At 45.6% G+C, this 17,321-nt stretch carries 15 protein-coding genes; 7 read left to right on the top strand and 8 right to left on the bottom strand.

What is annotated here, in order from left to right; all coding sequences use genetic code 11:
• Window positions 1-161: 161 nt before the first annotated feature.
• From MUK70_RS27410 to MUK70_RS27400, 3 genes are read right to left on the bottom strand one after another with little or no spacing between them, the layout of a single operon-like run.
• Window positions 162-821 (bottom strand): helix-turn-helix domain-containing protein, encoded by a 660-nt coding sequence (locus MUK70_RS27410; protein WP_234656937.1) that lies wholly within the window; start codon window positions 819-821, stop codon window positions 162-164.
• A gap of 39 nt (window positions 822-860) precedes the next feature.
• Window positions 861-1,670, bottom strand: a complete 810-nt coding sequence (locus MUK70_RS27405; RefSeq protein WP_234656936.1) for an isocitrate lyase/PEP mutase family protein — start codon at window positions 1,668-1,670, stop codon at window positions 861-863.
• Window positions 1,671-1,676: 6 nt separating this feature from the next.
• Window positions 1,677-2,114, bottom strand: a complete 438-nt coding sequence (locus MUK70_RS27400) for a carboxymuconolactone decarboxylase family protein (RefSeq protein ID WP_234656935.1) — start codon at window positions 2,112-2,114, stop codon at window positions 1,677-1,679.
• Window positions 2,115-2,346: 232 nt separating this feature from the next.
• Between MUK70_RS27400 and MUK70_RS27395 the strand changes: the two genes are divergently transcribed.
• From MUK70_RS27395 to MUK70_RS27375, 5 genes are all read left to right on the top strand, one after another.
• A complete protein-coding gene (locus tag MUK70_RS27395) occupies window positions 2,347-3,348 on the top strand; it encodes an aldo/keto reductase (RefSeq protein ID WP_234656934.1) in 1,002 nt (333 codons plus the stop codon).
• Between the two features lie 232 nt (window positions 3,349-3,580).
• Window positions 3,581-4,165: an RNA polymerase sigma factor gene (locus tag MUK70_RS27390; RefSeq protein ID WP_234656933.1), complete on the top strand. Its 585-nt coding sequence runs from the start codon at window positions 3,581-3,583 to the stop codon at window positions 4,163-4,165.
• A gap of 97 nt (window positions 4,166-4,262) precedes the next feature.
• Window positions 4,263-5,237, top strand: coding sequence for a FecR family protein (locus MUK70_RS27385; RefSeq protein WP_234656931.1), 975 nt, complete (start codon window positions 4,263-4,265; stop codon window positions 5,235-5,237).
• Window positions 5,238-5,408: 171 nt separating this feature from the next.
• On the top strand, window positions 5,409-8,972 hold the full coding sequence (locus MUK70_RS27380) for a SusC/RagA family TonB-linked outer membrane protein (RefSeq protein ID WP_234656929.1): 3,564 nt from the start codon (window positions 5,409-5,411) through the stop codon (window positions 8,970-8,972).
• Window positions 8,973-8,990: 18 nt separating this feature from the next.
• A complete protein-coding gene (locus MUK70_RS27375; RefSeq protein ID WP_234656927.1) occupies window positions 8,991-10,769 on the top strand; it encodes a RagB/SusD family nutrient uptake outer membrane protein in 1,779 nt (592 codons plus the stop codon).
• A 96-nt stretch (window positions 10,770-10,865) separates the two neighbouring features.
• Here MUK70_RS27375 and MUK70_RS27370 read toward each other — a convergent pair whose 3' ends face one another.
• Both MUK70_RS27370 and MUK70_RS27365 read right to left on the bottom strand, forming a co-directional pair.
• A complete protein-coding gene (locus MUK70_RS27370; protein WP_234656925.1) occupies window positions 10,866-11,048 on the bottom strand; it encodes a hypothetical protein in 183 nt (60 codons plus the stop codon).
• An 82-nt stretch (window positions 11,049-11,130) separates the two neighbouring features.
• On the bottom strand, window positions 11,131-11,502 hold the full coding sequence (locus MUK70_RS27365; protein ID WP_234656924.1) for a hypothetical protein: 372 nt from the start codon (window positions 11,500-11,502) through the stop codon (window positions 11,131-11,133).
• Between the two features lie 167 nt (window positions 11,503-11,669).
• On the opposite strand from MUK70_RS27365, the gene MUK70_RS27360 reads away from it, so the two are divergent.
• Together MUK70_RS27360 and MUK70_RS27355 are read left to right on the top strand one after the other, a co-directional pair.
• Complete coding sequence (locus MUK70_RS27360; protein ID WP_234656922.1) at window positions 11,670-12,170, top strand: hypothetical protein; 501 nt, start codon at window positions 11,670-11,672, stop codon at window positions 12,168-12,170.
• Between the two features lie 13 nt (window positions 12,171-12,183).
• Window positions 12,184-12,546, top strand: coding sequence for a DUF983 domain-containing protein (locus MUK70_RS27355; protein WP_234656920.1), 363 nt, complete (start codon window positions 12,184-12,186; stop codon window positions 12,544-12,546).
• 3 nt (window positions 12,547-12,549) lie between these two features.
• Here the strand turns inward: MUK70_RS27355 and MUK70_RS27350 are convergent, their stop codons facing one another.
• The 3 genes from MUK70_RS27350 to MUK70_RS27340 form a co-directional block, all read right to left on the bottom strand.
• Entirely contained in the window at window positions 12,550-13,317 is a 768-nt protein-coding gene (locus MUK70_RS27350; protein ID WP_234656918.1) for a GDSL-type esterase/lipase family protein, read from the bottom strand.
• 98 nt (window positions 13,318-13,415) lie between these two features.
• On the bottom strand, window positions 13,416-15,626 hold the full coding sequence (locus tag MUK70_RS27345) for a DUF2357 domain-containing protein (protein ID WP_234656916.1): 2,211 nt from the start codon (window positions 15,624-15,626) through the stop codon (window positions 13,416-13,418).
• A complete protein-coding gene (locus MUK70_RS27340) occupies window positions 15,626-17,221 on the bottom strand; it encodes a DUF8727 domain-containing protein (protein ID WP_234656915.1) in 1,596 nt (531 codons plus the stop codon). The genes MUK70_RS27345 and MUK70_RS27340 overlap by 1 nt, the downstream gene beginning before the upstream one ends.
• Between the last annotated feature and the right edge of the window lie 100 nt (window positions 17,222-17,321).

Below are 17,321 nucleotides of genomic sequence, written 5' to 3'. Positions count from 1 at the left end.
AGGTGATTTCTTTAATTTAAAAAAATGCCAGAAAGTGCGTGAAAGCGCTATTGAGGATAAGATTGATCCTGTTAAGGCACAAAAATAGTGATATGCCTGAGAAATAAAGTTAAGTAAATGTTAATTAATATTTAACATTTGCGCTGAAATTAAAGAAAAAGTCAAGCTTCGTTGAAGAAATAAATCACAAGCAGCAGCACCTCGTCACCGTTGATGCATTTGGGGTTGTGCAGCTCATTGGCATCAAAAAACATAGAATCGCCCTGGTTCAGGACATATTTGTTTTTACCAACCGTGTATTCGACCGAACCTTGCAGCACATACTTGAATTCGTAAGCATTTGTGCGCACCATCGGGCGTTTGGCGTCTTTTTCGAGCCGGAGCAGGACCACGTCAATGTGGTTGTCTTTGAATTGTTTGCTGAAAATGCGGTGATAGTAAAAGCCCTTCGCATTTTCTTTGGTAAAAGGCTGGTATTCTTCCTTGCGACGGATGAGCACATTATCACCCGGAGCTGTTGAAATAATGTCTTTGAAAAACAAATTCAAGTCAATGTCGAGCGCCTTGATCAGGCCAAGCATTACGGGAAGCGAGGGAATGGTGCGGCTGTTTTCGATCTGCGAGACGAGGCTTTTGGTAACGCCCGCTTCGTCGGCGATTTCCTGTAAAGTAACACCCTTATTTTTCCTGACTTCCTTTAATTTATTGCTGATCTGAAAAAGAATGTCTTCCTGCATAATCCCGAAATTGTTGCCTTTTGCCTTGAAATATGTCACAAGGTAATTTTTATTTTCTGTATAAAACAAAATCTCCCGGCTCATGGACCGGGAGATTTGCAACACGTTGCGTAATCGCTAAGTTTAGACCAGCATATCCGTTATGTGGCTGTGAACAAACCTATCTTTTACGTTTCTCAACGATGTTTTCATGGCTAAAAGCATTGCTTTTTGAAAATTAGGGCCAAAGCTCACCCTGGCCACACCCAGGTTTTGAAGTGTTCCCAGCTCAGGCGTTCCTTTCGTAATTAGTATGTTAACAGGAACCGAAAATTCATTTACCAAAGTCGCAATAACCGTCTCATCCTGAACGAATATGGGATAAATGCCGTCCGCCCCCGCATCCGTATAAGCACATCCCCGCTCGATGGCCACTTTCAGTTTTTCATCATTTGTAAACGTACTTGGTTTGAGGAAAACATCGGTTCTTGCATTGATAAACAGCCGAATACCCGCCTTGTCCGCCACTTTTCTGATCAGCTTGATACGCTCAACCTGCAAGTCTACAGGCAGCAGCTGATTGGTTTTCGGGTCACTGTCTTCAATGTTAATTCCGGCCACGCCCGTTGCCAGAATCTTGCGCACATTGATCTTCAAACCCTGCAAATCAGCGGCATAACCGGACTCTATATCGGCGGTAACAGGCACTTCAACTGCATTGACGATTTGCGTGATAACATTTAACGCCTGCTCAAAGGGCATTTTCTCACCATCCTGATAACCATTGGCGCGCGCAATAGCCGCACTAGCCGTGGCAACAGCCTGATAACCGGTTTCTTCAAGCAATGTAGCACCTGTAACATCCCAAATGTTAGGCAAAACAAGCATCTGCTTGCTGTAATGCAGCTTTTTAAGTAGGTCCGCTTTTTCAGACTGCGTGCTTTTCTTTTTCATTTTATCTTAATTCAACGGCCAGTGATCTGCAATGGCAATGCGGTTCCAGGCGTTAATCGTTACGATGCCCATCACGATTGCCTTGGTATAGGCTTCTCCAAACAGCGCTACGGCCTTATTATAGGTTTCATCACGCACACCTTTATTAGCGATGAAAGTAACCTCTTCGGTTAATGCTAAAATGGCGCGTTCCTCTTCTGTGTAAAGTCTGGTTTCGCGCCAGGCATTGAGCAGATAAATGCGCTGCTCCGACAACCCCAGCTCACGCGCTTCCCGGGTATGTTTTTCAATGCAAAATGCGCAACCGTTGATTTGAGAAGCCCTGATTTTAATGAGTTTATAGTGAATTTTATCAAGCCCCGATTCAGAAATATATTTTTCAAGCCCTCTGACTGCCGCGTAGGCTTTGGGGTCCAGATCTATTGTTAAACTTCGCTTTGACATGATCTGAATATTAAAGGTTGCTTAGCGACACAAACTTACCGCACAACAGGACTATCGAAATGATCCATTTTGATTTTTTTTGATAGTCCAATCAATGGAATGTGTTCTAATAATGCTGCCTGTCACGCATTGGGAGCAATATCTCAATCGTGTTCTAGCTGAATTTTATAACTTTAAAAACCGACAAGCGGGTCAATAAATAAAATTTAGAATTACGATAGCCACTCAAATCATGAAATTCAGAAAACTGGGAACAACCGAGGAACAATTGTCTGCGATCGGATTGGGATGCATGGGCATGAGCTTCGCTTATGGGCCAACCGACGATGATGAGAGCATTGCCACATTGCACAAAGCCCTCGATCTGGGCATCAACTTCTGGGACACAGCGGATATGTACGCCAATGGCCAGAATGAGGAATTGATCTCAAAAGTGCTGGTGCAAAACCGTGATAAAGTGTTCATTGCCACGAAATTCGGCTTCCGTTACAGAGAAAATGACGGTGACGCAAAGAATGCAAACGGCTCTTACTTTGACGGCTCGCCCGCATGGATGAAAACTGCCGTTGAAAACAGCCTCAAACGCCTCAAAATCGACACCATAGATCTGTACTACGCCCACCGCATCGACCCGAATGTGCCTGTTGAAGAGATGGTCGGAGCGATGAGTGAGCTGGTTAAGGAGGGGAAAGTGCGTTACCTGGGATTGAGCGAGGCTTCTGCTGCTTCTATCCGCAAAGCGCATGCTGTCCATCCGATTGCAGCGTTGCAAAGTGAATATTCTGTAATCACCAGAGATCTGGAAACAGAAATTTTGCCCACCGTTCATGAGCTGGGCATTTCATTGGTGCCGTTTTCGCCATTGGCAAGAGGATTGGTAACCGCAACCTTGCAGGTTGACGCATTAACTGAAAGCGACTTCCGCAGAACGTTACCGCGTTACCAGCAGGAATTTGCGGATAATAATGATAAACTGGTTAAAGGTTTTGCAGAGATTGCAGCCGGGAAAAACTGCACGCCCGCACAACTCGCACTCGCCTGGGTGCTGGCGCAAGGCGATAGCATTATCCCAATTCCGGGGACTAAAAAGCGAAAATATCTGGAAGAAAACGCGGGCGCATTGGATGTAGAACTTTCAACAGCCGACCTTGCAGCCATTGACGAGCTGGTTGCGCGTTATCCTAACACGGGAGAGCGTTATAATGAAGGGTCCATGAAGTTGGTGAATAACTAGTTTCTGGCGCCTAGACTTCCCAAGTCTTGGAGACTTGGGAAGTCTTATGGGAAGTCTCACAAACCACCCCAAAATAAAATATTGCTATTCCATGCATTTATGTTAAAAAATCATCCATAGCGCACATTACACCATTTTTAATATTGCATTTATATTAAATCACCATTCACAGGTAGTTTATTTATTTTATATTTGGTAAAGCATACGAACCCTTGCCAGCTATAAACTTTCCATGACCCACTTCCAACACTTTTCAGATGATGAGCTTGCCGCTTTGATGAAAGAGGGCGAGGAAGGCGCATTTGATGAGATTTACAACCGGCATTGGGACAAACTTTTTTATGCAGCGCACCGCATGGTGAAGTCGGCCGAAGTGGCGGAGGAGATTACGCAGGATACATTCATGTTGTTTTGGATGAAGCGGGAAACGCTGGAAATCCAGTCGCTTAAACCTTATCTGGCTGCAATGCTTCGCTATGAAGTTTATCGCTATTTGGCCAAATCTAAACAGGAGCAGGAACTCGAATTGACGATCAAACAACAGGCGGTCACCTCGGTTTCCATGGATCAGGAAATTGAGAACAAACTGCTTTTGGAGATCATTACCAACCTTACCAACCGTCTCCCTGAAAAATGCCGCCTGGTTTTTCAATACAATAAATTGCAGGACAGGTCTTTACCGGACATTTGCGAAGAGCTGAACATTTCGCCCAAAACGGCAGAAGCGCATTTGACCAAAGCGTTAAAAATGGTCCGCTCGAACCTCAGCAGCGTCGCACATCTTCTTCTGCAAATACTGCTTCTTGCCAAATTTTAAGGCGGCTCAATAAAAATTTCAGATTTTTTATTTTCCAACTAAGGGGTTTCGCTTCATTCTCCCCTCTAAGTAATGCAAAGGGTTTATCTGCTTTGAAATGACACAGGAGTATATCAGACAGCTTGCCGTCAAGTTTCTTAACGGGACAGCCTCGGAAGAGGAAAAAGAGATATTGCATAAGTGGTACGACAGCCTGAATCCGGACGTATCCGAAACGGAAACGGTCTTCACCCGCGACCCGGATACGGCGAACGAAATGAAGGAGCGGATGCTGGCAAATATGAAAGCATTGCAGCAGCCTGTTCGCAAAACACCCGGCTTTACGCTCATTAAGCGCCTTGTTTCGTGGTCAACAGCCGTTGCGGCGCTTGTCATTGCCGGTTTTATTTTTTGGACAAATCAGCATAAAACTGCCGAAACGGGGATAAGGCTCGTCCAGGCACCGCTGGGAAAAACATTGAAAGTAACATTGCCAGACGGCTCGTTCATCTGGCTCAATGCCGGTTCAAGCCTTACTTACCCGCATTCCTTTTCAGGAAAAACCAGGGAAGTTGTTTTGAAAGAAGGACAAGCGTTTTTTGACGTAAAACACATGACCGACAAGCCGTTCATTGTCCATGCGAAAACTTTGAACATTATAGTCCTGGGAACATCGTTCGATGTGAAGGCTTACCACAATGATCCGGACATTAAAGTGACCGTTAAGACTGGGAAAGTGGGCGTGACCATGCGCGATAAGCCCGAACGTCCGGCGTTAATGCTGCTTCCCGCAGAACAGGCCGTTGTCCCTGAAAAATCCGCTGAAATTCATGTCACAGAAATCAGCAAACCGGCCATTGCGCCGTGGAAAGACAACCGGATGGTGTTTGAAGATGAGTTATTATCGGAGGTTTTCCGCGTATTGGAAAGAAAATACAGGCAGCAGATAAAAATAGAAAAACCTGAATTGACTACTGAAAAAATCACATTGACACTCGACGATCAGCCGATTGGCGATGTGTTGAAAGTGTTGGGCTTTTCCAAAAAATTCAATTATTCACAATTAAACGACAGCACGATTGTAATAAAATAGAGCACTGAAAAATGCAGCTGGCTTTCCAGGAAGGCGGGCTTAAAAAACAGAAACCGGGAACACTGCGAATGTCCCCGGCAATGAATGTCCCTCTGCTATGCAATGCTTCGAACCATCAATAGCGAGAACGGGCGCGGTTTAACAGGTTAACCATTAAACATCCAAACAAATATGGTGAATTATTACCATAAGGGACTCCCCTTATTCAAAAAATTTATGCGCATTTCGACGCTTATTTTGGGCATTAACATGCTGACTGCGGCCCTTTTGATGGCCGGCACAAGCGAGGCTCAGCACGTCAATATGGATGTGCGGCAGTCGAGAGTGAAGACTGTTTTCAGACAAATTGAACAGCAGACCGGCGTCACTTTTGCCTTCGACGAAAAACTCGTCCGTAATGCACCGCAAATCACGCTTTACGCCATGGGACTGCCTGTGCCGGAAATTTTGAAAATGATCGAAAAGCAAACTTCGCTGGAATTCAGGCAGGTCGGGAAAATGATCGGCGTCACCGAAAAAACGAAACAGGAAATGGATCGGGAAGCGGTGGAAATTCAATCTCAATATTTGCTGCGCCCTGTTAAAGGAAAGGTCACCGACGAAAAAGGCGAAGCATTGCCTTCCGTTGCTATCCGTGTAAAAGGAACGAATGACGGAACGATGACGGATCTGGAAGGAAATTACAGCATTGATGTGGCTGGTGATGAATCCATTTTGATTTTTAGTTTCATTGGATTTACCGCTCAGGAAACTATGGTAGGATCACGCTCTACATTGGATATCAAGCTATTACCGGATGTTTCTACGCTTTCGGAGCTGGTTGTGACCGGTTATGGTGCGCAGCGCAAAAAGGATTTGATCGGTGCCGTTTCGGTTGTGGATGTGGAGCAATTAAAACAAACACCTGACGGACAGGTTGCAAACCAGCTGCAAGGAAGAGCTTCCGGGGTGACCATTATCGGTTCCGGCCAGCCTGGCGAAACGCCGCAGGTCCGTATCCGTGGTTTGAACACATTCGGCAATAACTCGCCTTTGTATGTTGTTGATGGTGTTCCTACGACTTCGATTTCAGACTTGAACAGCAACGACATTGCTTCCATGCAGGTTTTGAAGGATGCCGGTTCGGCTTCCATTTACGGCTCGCGCGCTGCGAACGGGGTGATCATTATCACAACAAAAAAAGGAAAAGACAAGGTTAAGGTGAGTTACAGCGCCTGGTATGGCATGCAAACGCCGCCAAAAGGAAATGTCTGGAACACATTGTCGCCGATGGAACAGGCGCAACTGAAATTTCAGGTGCAGCGGAACGAGGGAGCAACCGTAGGCGACGACCAATATGGCTCGGGCCCTGATCCGGTTTTGCCGGATTACATTCTGCCAACCGGCGCGAAGGAAGGCGATCCGGGCACGAATCGCGACCTTTATTATGTCAATCCGGAATACACGTCGGTGGATGATTTTAATAAATTCAACCAGATTGTAAAAGCCAATAAAGAAGGAACGGACTGGTTTCACGAGATCTTCAAACGCGCGCCTTCCACGAGCCATAACATTTCGTTAAGCGGCGGAAGTGATCAGGGAAGCTATCTTTTTTCATTGAATTATTTCAACCAAAAAGGCGCTTTGACCAACACTTATCTGAAACGCTACACCATTCGTTCAAACAGCCAGTATAATGTTGGAAAGCACATCAGGATCGGTGAAAACCTTGCTTTTTCCGTTTCGGATAACCCAAAAAGTGCGCTTTCCGACGGCGGATCGGCCATTGCATTCTCTTTCCGCATGCAGCCGATCATTCCCGTTCGGGACATCATGGGCAATTATGCAGGAAGCCGCGCAGCTGGGATGGGCGATGCCTTTAATCCAGTTGCCATGCGGGATCGTACACGTTACAACAAAGGTTTGGATAATCGCTTGTTTGGTAATGTATTTGCCGAGGTGGATTTATTCAAAAATTTCACCGTCCGCACGAGTTTCGGAGGTGAAAATTACTCGGGTCGTTGGAATTCTTTCAACTTCCCAACTTACGAAAACAAGGAGAACAGCAACACCAACACCTATTCCGAAGGCGCTTACTCGGGCTTCAACTGGACCTGGACAAACCTTGTGACTTTTCATAAATCCATGCAAAAGCATGATCTCACTGTGGTTGCAGGAACGGAAGCGTATAATGGCAAGAGTTACGAGATAGGTGGCGACACGCAGGGCTACTTCTCCTTTGATCCTGATTATATGAATTTGGGAACAGGCTCGGGCACGCGAAGTAATTCGAGCAGCCGCTCAGCTGATGCGTTGTTTTCGTTAATAGGGCGTTTGGATTACATTTATAATGATAAATATCTTTTTGGCGCCGTGATCCGCCGGGATGGTTCTTCGAAATTTATCAATAAAAGATATGGCCTTTTCCCGGCTGTGAGCGCAGGATGGCGGATTTCTCAGGAAGATTTCATGAAAGGAATCATCTGGCTGGACGACTTGAAACTGCGTGCAAACTACGGGATCATGGGTAATCAGATCAATGTGCGGTCTGGTAATGCATTCACCACTTACGGCTCCAATCGCAGAAGTTCATATTATGACCTTTCCGGCACAAGCGGATCGGGCGCTTTGGAAGGTTTTGAAAAAAGCCAGATCGGGAACCCGGATGCTGTATGGGAGAAAAACATCAGTACAAACATTGGTATTGATGCCACCTTCTTCAAAGGGAAGCTGGACGTGATTGCGGATTATTATGTCAAAGATGTGAAGGATCTTCTCTACAATCCAACATTGATCGGCACAGCAGGCGGCGGACAAGTTCCTTTTGTAAACATTGCCCAAATGAAAAACAAAGGGGTCGATTTGCAGATCACTTCCCGTTTCGACATTGGGCGCGACCTGAAATTGAATGCAACCGCGACTTTCACCACTTACAACAACAAGATTCTGAAAGTAACCAACAGCACCAATTATTTCGACTTGGAAGGACGCGGATTTGACGGTCATTCCATTGTAAGAAACCAGGTAGGCAATTCAATCGGTCAGTTTTTTGGTTATAAAGTGATTGGCTTCTGGAATTCGGAAGAAGAAATCGCCGCGGCGAATGCACAGGCCGTAGCGCAAACTGGCGATGCCAGTGCAGTATTCCAGGATGGCGCTTCATTAGGACGTTTTCGTTACCAAAACACAAATGGCGACGGCCAGATTACAGCCGCCGACCGCACCATCCTGGGTAACCCTAACCCTGATTTCAGTTATGGTCTGAACCTTGGTTTTAATTATAAACAGTTCGATTTCAGCCTGTTCCTTTACGGCGTTCAGGGCAATCAGATCTGGAACCAGACGCTTTGGTGGAGTGATTTCAACTCGTCGAGATCGGGTGCGAAGAGCCAGACGGCGCTTTACAATTCCTGGACGCCTGAAAATCACAATGCAAAAGCGCCTATCCAGGAAAATTCCAGTTCATTCAGTACAATCAATGTTCCTAACTCCTATTTCGTAGAAGACGGATCTTACCTGCGCGCGAAGAACATTCAGTTGGGTTACACATTCTCACCTGCTTTCCTGAAAAAGATCAAGACACAGCAATTTAGGATTTATGTGCAGGCCACGAACCTGTTCACGCTGACGGGTTACTCCGGCCTTGATCCGGAAGTGAGCAGAAATGCAGAAGGTAACCCGACCGTATTTGGCATTGATGAGGGCTCCTACCCTTCTTCGAAACAATATACGGTAGGCATTAATCTTACTTTTTAACATTTACCAGAAACTGACATGAAAAAGGGATTTCGATATATCATGGCCTTTTGTCTGATGACAAGCCTTTCGGTTCTGCAAGGCTGCAAGGACGATTTCTTAGATAAACCGGTTCAAGGCGCGTTGGGCGACGAGGTGCTTTCCAACGAAAAAGGCATTGACGGACTGCTCACTGGCGCATATGCCGCATTGGACGGGCAAGGCGATTTCAATGGGGGAAGCGGCTGGGAAGCACCGCCGGATAACTGGGTTTACGGCTCCATTCCGGGTGGCGACGCACACAAAGGAAGCGACGGCGGTGACCAAACACCTATTAATGCCATTGCAACATTTGCTTCCGGTGCGGATAATGGTTTTTTTAATACCAAATGGCGTGCGCTCTATGAAGGTGTTTCACGGGCGAATGCGGTCTTAAAAGTTTTGGCTTTGGTAACGGACATTTCGCCTGAAAGTAAGGCCAACATCGAAGGACAGGCGCTTTTCCTTCGTGCGCATTATTATTTTGAGGCTAAAAAAATGTGGAACATGGTTCCCTGGATCGATGAAACGACGACTGATTTCAATCAACCAAATGATAAGGACATCTGGCCAATGATCGAAGCGGACTTTAAGGCAGCTTATGAAAAATTGCCCGCTACGCAGACATTGGTTGGTCGCGCCAACAAATGGGCAGCCGGCGCATATTTGGCAAAAACCTATTTATACCAACGCAAATTTGCAGAAGCAGCCACGCTTTTCGCAACGGTGATCAGCAGCGGCGTTACCTCCAATGGCTTGAAATATGACCTGGTTTCGTTCAAAGACAATTTCGACGCAGCTACGAAAAACAATGCAGAATCTGTTTTTGCAATCCAAATGGTAGCCAACGATGGAACTTTGGACATTACCAATGCAAACATGGGCAGTATGCTCAATTTTCCTTACGGAACGGGTGCTCCCTTTTCCTGCTGCGGATTTTTCCAGCCTTCCCAAATGCTCGTAAACAGCTATCGCACAGATGCAAACGGCCTGCCGTACATGGATGATTTCAATAGTCATGCAGTCAAAAACGACCTGGGCATTGCTTCATCAGCCGCATTTGTAACGGACGCAGGCCCGCTCGACCCACGCCTCGACTGGACCGTTGGCCGTCGCGATGTTCCTTACCACGATTGGGGACTATTCCCGGGCATGAACTGGGTCCGCGACCAGCGTTATGGCGGCCCATATGCCCCGAAAAAGAACATTCACAGACAAAAAACGCAGGATCTTTATGCAGATCTGACCTCCTGGGCGCCTGGCAATGCCATTAATGTGCTTGTAATCCGATTTGCTGATGTACTGTTAATGGCCGCTGAGGCCGAAGCGAATGCCGGAAGCCTGGCCAAAGCCGAGGAATATGTAAACCGTGTAAGAACCAGGGCAGCAGACAAAACGGGCTGGTTATACAAATACATTGACAACAAAAACCCGCTAGCCGGTTTCTCCACAACGCCAGCCGCAAACTACGTTGTAAAACCCTACCCAGCCGGTTCATTGGCAGCAAAAGGCAAAGACAATGTTCTGAAAGCCATCTACTTCGAACGCGGCATCGAACTTGCCATGGAAGGCCACCGCTTCTTCGACCTCGTTCGCTGGGGCCAGGCCGATAAAACCCTGAACAGCTTCTTCAGCTACGAATCCAAGATTACCAGTGACCTCGCTGGCGGAAAATTCATTAATGGAAAAAACAACTATTTTCCTATTCCACAGTATCAGATTGATATGAGTGTGGTGAACGGAGCTGCAATGTTGAAGCAGAATCCTGGGTATAATTGATGAATGTGATTCATCGATTAACATTTATTTAAAAAACAACATTGCCCCGGGCATAAGCCCGGGGCAATGTTGTTTTTTAAAGCTGTGAATGGTGTTCTATTTGTGGATATTCAGCGCCTTCCCCAAAGCAGCCCTTTTCATCGCCGCCATGTCATAATCCTTCTTTTTGAATATGGCAACGTCCTTCGCAAGCTTCTCATTCGCCTTTTCAAGCAGCTCGTTTTGGACTTTCATTATTTTTAACAGATCATTCATTGCATCCAGATTTTCCAGTTGCATTTAGACAATTTTTTCCAGGTCGGCCTTTGTGAGACTTTCCAAGTCTTGAAGACTTGGAAAGTCTATTGCCGAACGCCCCTCTTCAAATCACCTTCAATTCCGGATCATAAAATCCCTTCCAAACATCTATCGTCTCTTCCAATGTCTCCGGCGGAGAAGCTAGATAGGCTTTGATCTTTGAGAGGTTTTCAGAATGAACGTCCTTAGCAGTGTATTTGATGAGATCCGTGAGCAGGGCGTCGATCTTGGAGGTGTCGTTGTGCCAGTTTTTGCTGTATTTCGTAAACCATTCTTCGTTTAAAAAGACAACACCCGAATAGCGGTAAACGTCGGAAAAGCCGAATGCATCTATCACGATGGGTTCTGTGGGCCATTCTTCATCCAGGGCTTTGTCGCTGAACCTTTCGCGGCCGTCGCCTAGCAATGCAATAAATCTGTATGTTTTGACTGTCATGGATCGTCTGTTTTTGATTTCAAAAATGCCCTAATTTGCACAATTACTGAACATTGCCGAAAATATCATACCGAAATTTGAAGAAATGCTCCTGAACATCTCCAGTTTTCGCCAAAAACTGGACGCGTTATGTTCATGTGTCCAGAAAATGGACAGATATTTGTGATATGATTCGCATTTCAACACTCCCCCTTATCCAAAACACAGAACAATTCAATGCCGCAACGCTTATTTTGCTTGTGGATGTGCTTTTTGTAGGTGATACGCCGAGGAAAATGCGAGAGCGTATCAAGAACAACCATGGCGGGTTTATTTATGACAAGAAAACTTACATTCCGATCACATTAACCGGCACGCCGGAAAGCCTTCTTGCCAATGCCGGAACGCCGATTGTATTCAAATTCGACCAGGGTTTTGAGAACGATTATCATTTCAACGGTAACCTTGAAGCGGCTATTTTTCACAAAAAACTGTATGATATTTCATATTTGATTGGAGAAGCTTCTATTCAGTTTGTGAAGGAAGAGGAATTCATCGTCGAGCGTTATTTATCGGGGGCACGTGAATATATTGAACCGGAAAAAGAAGTTAAAATGCTTGCGCCGGTTGTAAAAATGCCCGCTATCGGTGTGAAAGCGATGAAAGGTCTCGCGCCGGTGAAAAAATAACTCGAACCGCACGATGTCAAAATTATATAGCGTGGTCCGGTTCAAATGCCCGCGCTGCCACAAGGGTGATCTTTTCGTCAACAAAAATCCATACAGTTTCAAAAACGCCATGCAAATGCCCGACCAGTGCCCGGTTTGCAACCAGGATTTCCAGATCGAGCCGGGATTTTACATTGGCGCTTTGTGGACGAGTTTTCCGATTGTGATCTTCATTATGGCCCTCTTATCCGTGCTGCTTTTGATTTATTTCAAAATGGACCTGAACTGGTTTTTTGTAACCATTACGGCCATACTTTTTCTGCTCCAACCGATCATTATCAGGCTTGGCAGGGCAATATGGATTAACGTTTTTGTTGACTTTGAGAAAGAAAACTAGATTTTAAAGATCAATTTTCGAAATCGCCTTTCCCCAGTTTTTACCCAAAACCGCGACGCCTTCTTCGTTAGGATGCAAAAAGAATGTTCCTGCCTGTCCTTCTTCGGGTTTGAACAACTCCTTCGCATGCTTCCTGAAATACTTAAATGACTTCGTGTCTCCCTTAAAAACCCTTCCAGGCTGTGCAGTTTTGTATTCCTTAACGAGGCCATCAATTTCAGGGACATAACTTTCCAGTCTCGCCAGGCCTTCTGCCAGATATTTGGACCTGTTATAAGTGTTGGTGCTATACCAAATTGGGTGATGGATGATGACTTTGCTGCCCGGATATTTACCAAGAAGCTCACTGATAATGGTTTGCAAATTTTTCCTGTAATCTTCTTTCGAAACCGGCGCACCATTCGGCCCTTCCATAGCACTGTCATTTGTCCCCAGTTTCATCGAAAAAAGAAGTTGATGATCTTTTTGCCGGAACAGACTATCAGCCGCTTTGGTCGCTAATGGAAAGTATTTCCCATGGCCCGGAAGCCAGTCCACCGTTGTAGAACCGCTCCTGCCGACATTCACAAATGACACATTCTGAATGCCTTTCTCTTCCTTGAGATAATTAACGGCATGCGTCGGCGGCGGGAATCCATTTGTCCCTCCTTTTCCTTGCGTGATGCTGTTACCGACGAAGACGATGGCGAGTTTTGTTTCTTTTTTGTTTTGTGCAACGACTTGCAGCGCAGTTATCAGCAGAAAAATAAGGGTAGAAAATCTGAGTTTCATTGGGTTTGGTATTGAAATGAAGTTACGGAACATTTGATATCGGTGCTTCAATATAAGTCACCATCACACACTAAACAAATGTCCGGAAACTCAGCCGATCACTTCGCCAAAGCCTTCGATAATTCCGACAAACTTACAACGAATGGGACGCCGGAGGCCCTGTTTGGCTTATAGCCGGGCAGTTTTGAAATGTCCCATTTCTGGTGTTCAAATTCGTGCTCGACTTGTAAATCAATGCGATAGACCAGATACAATGCTCCTTTTGGATCCGGATAATGCTTTTTAATCAAATCTTCCTTTAAAAAAATCCTCGGGCCGGCATCTTTCAGTTTGCACAGTCTGCCCGAAACAGTTTCTCCTGGGCCGTGTAATAACAAATATTTTGCGCTGGCCTGTTTCGCCCCGAGCGGAAGTGAGCCGCTATCTGTGCCCGTTCTGAAATTGTAAAGCCAGTTTTTCTCAATCCAGGCGAGCTGTTCGGCACTTTTATAAAAGCCAATGATCACAAATGTTTCATCGGGAATAAGCCCGCGATTTGCTCCAAATGTTTCGGGTAACTGCTCCGTAACGGCCTCAGTGTTTTTGGATTTATAAATGTCATAATTGCGGAAAGCGGCCTTTTCACGTTGCGATGCCCTGTTCAAAAAATGCCGCGTCACATCGTTTAGAAAAACGCGAAGCGCATTAATCCCGTTATTGGTTTTAGATGGTCGCACTGCAAATGCGCCCAGGCCCGGAATCAGTTCATTAAATCCTTTCCATTTAAACGGCTTCTCCCCTTCCCCGGGATACAAGACATAAGCGCCTGCTGTTCTGCGAATTGCATCTTTGTATGAATGCATTTTTAAAAGATCGTCCCGCTTATAGTCTGTGAACGACTCGACCCTATACTTTGCATCAAAATGAATGTGAACGATCAATTCCTCTCTTTCAGCCTGTGCCTGATTGATTCCAACAGGCCATATCGAAAGTGTAAAATCCGGACGCATGCCTGTTGTCCAGCTGCCGGGATCAGGATAGTCATTTTTGCCGGAGAAGGATCGATTGAAGCTAAACTCAACATTAAGCCGTCTCGACTGACCATTAAAAATACCCTGTACAGCCACGTGCTTGCCCCGCTTTAATTGCAAGCCTAAACCATCGGATGTAGGTTTTAACAGGCTGCCAAGACTCACGGGAGCGATATCAAATACTTCTCGTATCAAATCCAAAAGCTGGAAAAACAGCCAATATTCATAAAGCGCTGCAACATCTTTCTTGCCGGCGGCATACACATCATCTCCGCCGCGCCAGATCAGCTTTGCGGCCAGATCAAACATCAGCCAGATTCTAAAAATCTCCTTATACCCGGATTTCCTTTGCAAAACCGTACTATTCAGCGACAGCAATACCGGTTTTCCGATCTGCTGAAAAAAAGGATCTGTCAGCATCATGTCCAGCTCATTTTCGAGGATCGATGCCTCTTCAAAAAGTCTGCTGCCATGCTTTGCACATGCCTTGAAATCATTCACTAGTACGGCAAAACCGTTTAAAGCGTGTTTTACAAACCGATTTTCGGGCGTATCCAATGATTCTATTTTCGAGGAAAGCGGGACACGTGCCGGAATATTTCCGAACTTTTTCCGTAGCCAATGAGAAGCAGGAATGCCTGTCCTATTGCCAGAACCAGCTATATGCCTGATTATCCTGCCATCAATACGCCGGACCCTGCGAATGTCTGTTAACGCTCCATTCTCAGACCACTTTGTCGCCGGGACGCCAATTATTTTCTGAACGGCGCTAACGAATTCATCACATTGCAGAATCGATTTAATAAATGCAAAGCGCTGATATAATGTCCGTGCGTCCTGACTGAAATCAACCGTGAAGTTGTGTGTCACCGGCGAATTGTGCGCAAGCAACAGGTCGGTGCAATGTTCGGTAATATTTTCCAGCATTAACCGGTAATCCTGCCTGTAACTGGCTTTTTTCGAGCGGATTTCAACTTTAAATTCCGCACATTTCTGCCTTTGCGGAGCCGTCAGTATTTCAAAAGTTGCTGTTCCTGTGTAAACATTAGGAGCCAATCTCCCGGAGCCAGGATTGATTTTAGATGGGAAAACAATGTCGGAAGCTTGCAAGGTATAACCGCCTGAGACAATATATTCATAGAAATGCCCTTCCAACAGCTGGACCCGGGCTTCCCCATTTTCCGATGCCTCCAACTGATCGATCTTGAAAATCGTTTCTAGTTTGCTGTCTTCACCGATAATTTTCAGCTCAATCTGATGTACCTCGGATTCAATGTTTAGCGAAAGTCCGTTTTCCATCAGGCTTCCGAAAAGCTCGTAAACCCGTTGGCGATTAGGCTTTTGTACATCCTCATAAGCTTTTCCAATGTGATGGGATAGTGTATTTGGCCCAATTCAGCCAGCTCTTTTTTTGAATTTAAATAGTCCTCAACCTTGTCCGCATCGGTAACGCATAATGCGCCCAACGTCTTCAAAACAGGTTCCAGCCTTCGCCTTGATCCGTGAACTTTTAGCAGTAACTTCTGCACGATAGCAGCATCAATGACCTCACTTATTTTCCATTCCGGCTCCATGTGGTTGGCGATGGCTGCGAAACGCATGATTTCGGCCGCGCTCCGATAGCCGAACTCGGCACCCGCCTTTTGAAGCTGTTCAAAAAAATTGAGTAATGTATTGCTTATCAGTACTTTACTATTTATTTCCAGCTGCCTGTTCAAAGCCAGCTCAACAAAACTGGTCGCCATTATGGAACCCGCTCCATGAAGCGAATCCAGGTTTAATGTGCAATCGAGATTCAAAAAATGCGCCATTTCTTCCCTTATCACCCGAAATTCGATCACATTGGCACGGTCCAGGACCTTCGGACTGAACATGTAAGTCGTTTCATCGATGTTCACCGTGCCTATGATAAAAAGATTCTTGGGAAGCCTGATTTTCGGGGGAATATTGTCCTGTTTGCTCTCATATTCCGGATGCAGCTTTATATCACCACCTGACTCCATTACGCTCAGGAAATCAGCGAAATAACGCTCCACGTGGCTCAGGTTCATTTCATCAAGAATGAGGAAATAAGGCTTCGCTTGATTTTTGTCAGCCAGCAATATCAGGTCGAGCACGCCGCTGTCCGGCTTCACATATTTTCCCTCTTCCAGCGCATTGGGATAGCCAAGCAGCGGTTCACGATTTGTCCAGTCCGCACCAACGGCCACCAGGCAAATCTGGTCTTCGCTTTCACAAATCCATTTAGAAAACGCCTGTGCAAGCTTTGTTTTTCCTGAACCGGAAAGTCCCGTAAGTATTACAAACGGCTTAGCCAGCAACGAAGTGATGAAGCGTAAAGTGAAGTTGGGGTTCATGTGCAGATTACATCCGGCAATGCTTTTTTGAAATGCCTTGTAATCAAAAGCGACCTTGGGATTAAGCTTCTGTTTTAACAAGAGAGGCTTTTCGCTTACCGAATGCTTATAAATGCTAATAATTTCTGCCAGATCTTCCTCAATCTCCTCTCGCACGAGATTAGCGGGGTCATAAACTTTGAAAACCAATGACACACCGTAACGGGCAGGCTTTCCAAGGTCGTTCCGTTTGAAATAGTCACTGATCCTGACCGGATTAACCAGCTTCCAGTTTGTATTAGGTGGGATAGTTTCGCTCAATCCGTAGCTCAGGACCAGCAAGTTCTGCTTTTTGAAATAAAGATAAAAGGGATAAATGCCGTTGCTGATCGTTTGCCCTTCGGCCAGAAAAGCGATCCAGGTAACCCTTGCCGGATTGCCTTTTCCAAAACTTAGCTTGACTTTTAAGCCATCAAATTGATCGGCATAATGCGCAGTTTTAAGACTGTCAGTCTGCGACTGTTCCAGAAACCTGGAAAGTTCGTCGAAGTATTCCATCAAATAGTGTGTTCAGAGGTCCTTAAAATTCATCCCCGTTGAGATTTTAAAGATGCTGAATTTTTATTTCTATTCAATGAAAATGCTAATTAAAACTGCT

Origin of the sequence: Dyadobacter chenwenxiniae, from assembly GCF_022869785.1 — a bacterium.
Taxonomy (GTDB): domain Bacteria; phylum Bacteroidota; class Bacteroidia; order Cytophagales; family Spirosomataceae; genus Dyadobacter; species Dyadobacter chenwenxiniae.
Note: the sequence above shows the minus strand (reverse complement) of the source record. Positions and strands in the feature narration are given on the sequence as shown.

Bases quoted from the DNA above. Each gene is read 5' to 3' on its own strand.
- MUK70_RS27355 (WP_234656920.1), top strand. From the start codon at position 12,184: ATGTCAAAATTATATAGCGTGGTCCGGTTCAAATGCCCGCGCTGCCAC.
- MUK70_RS27350 (WP_234656918.1), bottom strand. From the start codon at position 13,317: ATGAAACTCAGATTTTCTACCCTTATTTTTCTGCTGATAACTGCGCTG.
- MUK70_RS27345 (WP_234656916.1), bottom strand. From the start codon at position 15,626: ATGGAAAACGGACTTTCGCTAAACATTGAATCCGAGGTACATCAGATT.
- MUK70_RS27365 (WP_234656924.1), bottom strand. From the start codon at position 11,502: ATGACAGTCAAAACATACAGATTTATTGCATTGCTAGGCGACGGCCGC.
- MUK70_RS27405 (WP_234656936.1), bottom strand. From the start codon at position 1,670: ATGAAAAAGAAAAGCACGCAGTCTGAAAAAGCGGACCTACTTAAAAAG.
- MUK70_RS27400 (WP_234656935.1), bottom strand. From the start codon at position 2,114: ATGTCAAAGCGAAGTTTAACAATAGATCTGGACCCCAAAGCCTACGCG.
- MUK70_RS27390 (WP_234656933.1), top strand. From the start codon at position 3,581: ATGACCCACTTCCAACACTTTTCAGATGATGAGCTTGCCGCTTTGATG.
- MUK70_RS27370 (WP_234656925.1), bottom strand. From the start codon at position 11,048: ATGCAACTGGAAAATCTGGATGCAATGAATGATCTGTTAAAAATAATG.
- MUK70_RS27385 (WP_234656931.1), top strand. From the start codon at position 4,263: ATGACACAGGAGTATATCAGACAGCTTGCCGTCAAGTTTCTTAACGGG.
- MUK70_RS27340 (WP_234656915.1), bottom strand. From the start codon at position 17,221: ATGGAATACTTCGACGAACTTTCCAGGTTTCTGGAACAGTCGCAGACT.
- MUK70_RS27395 (WP_234656934.1), top strand. From the start codon at position 2,347: ATGAAATTCAGAAAACTGGGAACAACCGAGGAACAATTGTCTGCGATC.
- MUK70_RS27375 (WP_234656927.1), top strand. From the start codon at position 8,991: ATGAAAAAGGGATTTCGATATATCATGGCCTTTTGTCTGATGACAAGC.
- MUK70_RS27410 (WP_234656937.1), bottom strand. From the start codon at position 821: ATGAGCCGGGAGATTTTGTTTTATACAGAAAATAAAAATTACCTTGTG.
- MUK70_RS27380 (WP_234656929.1), top strand. From the start codon at position 5,409: ATGGTGAATTATTACCATAAGGGACTCCCCTTATTCAAAAAATTTATG.
- MUK70_RS27360 (WP_234656922.1), top strand. From the start codon at position 11,670: ATGATTCGCATTTCAACACTCCCCCTTATCCAAAACACAGAACAATTC.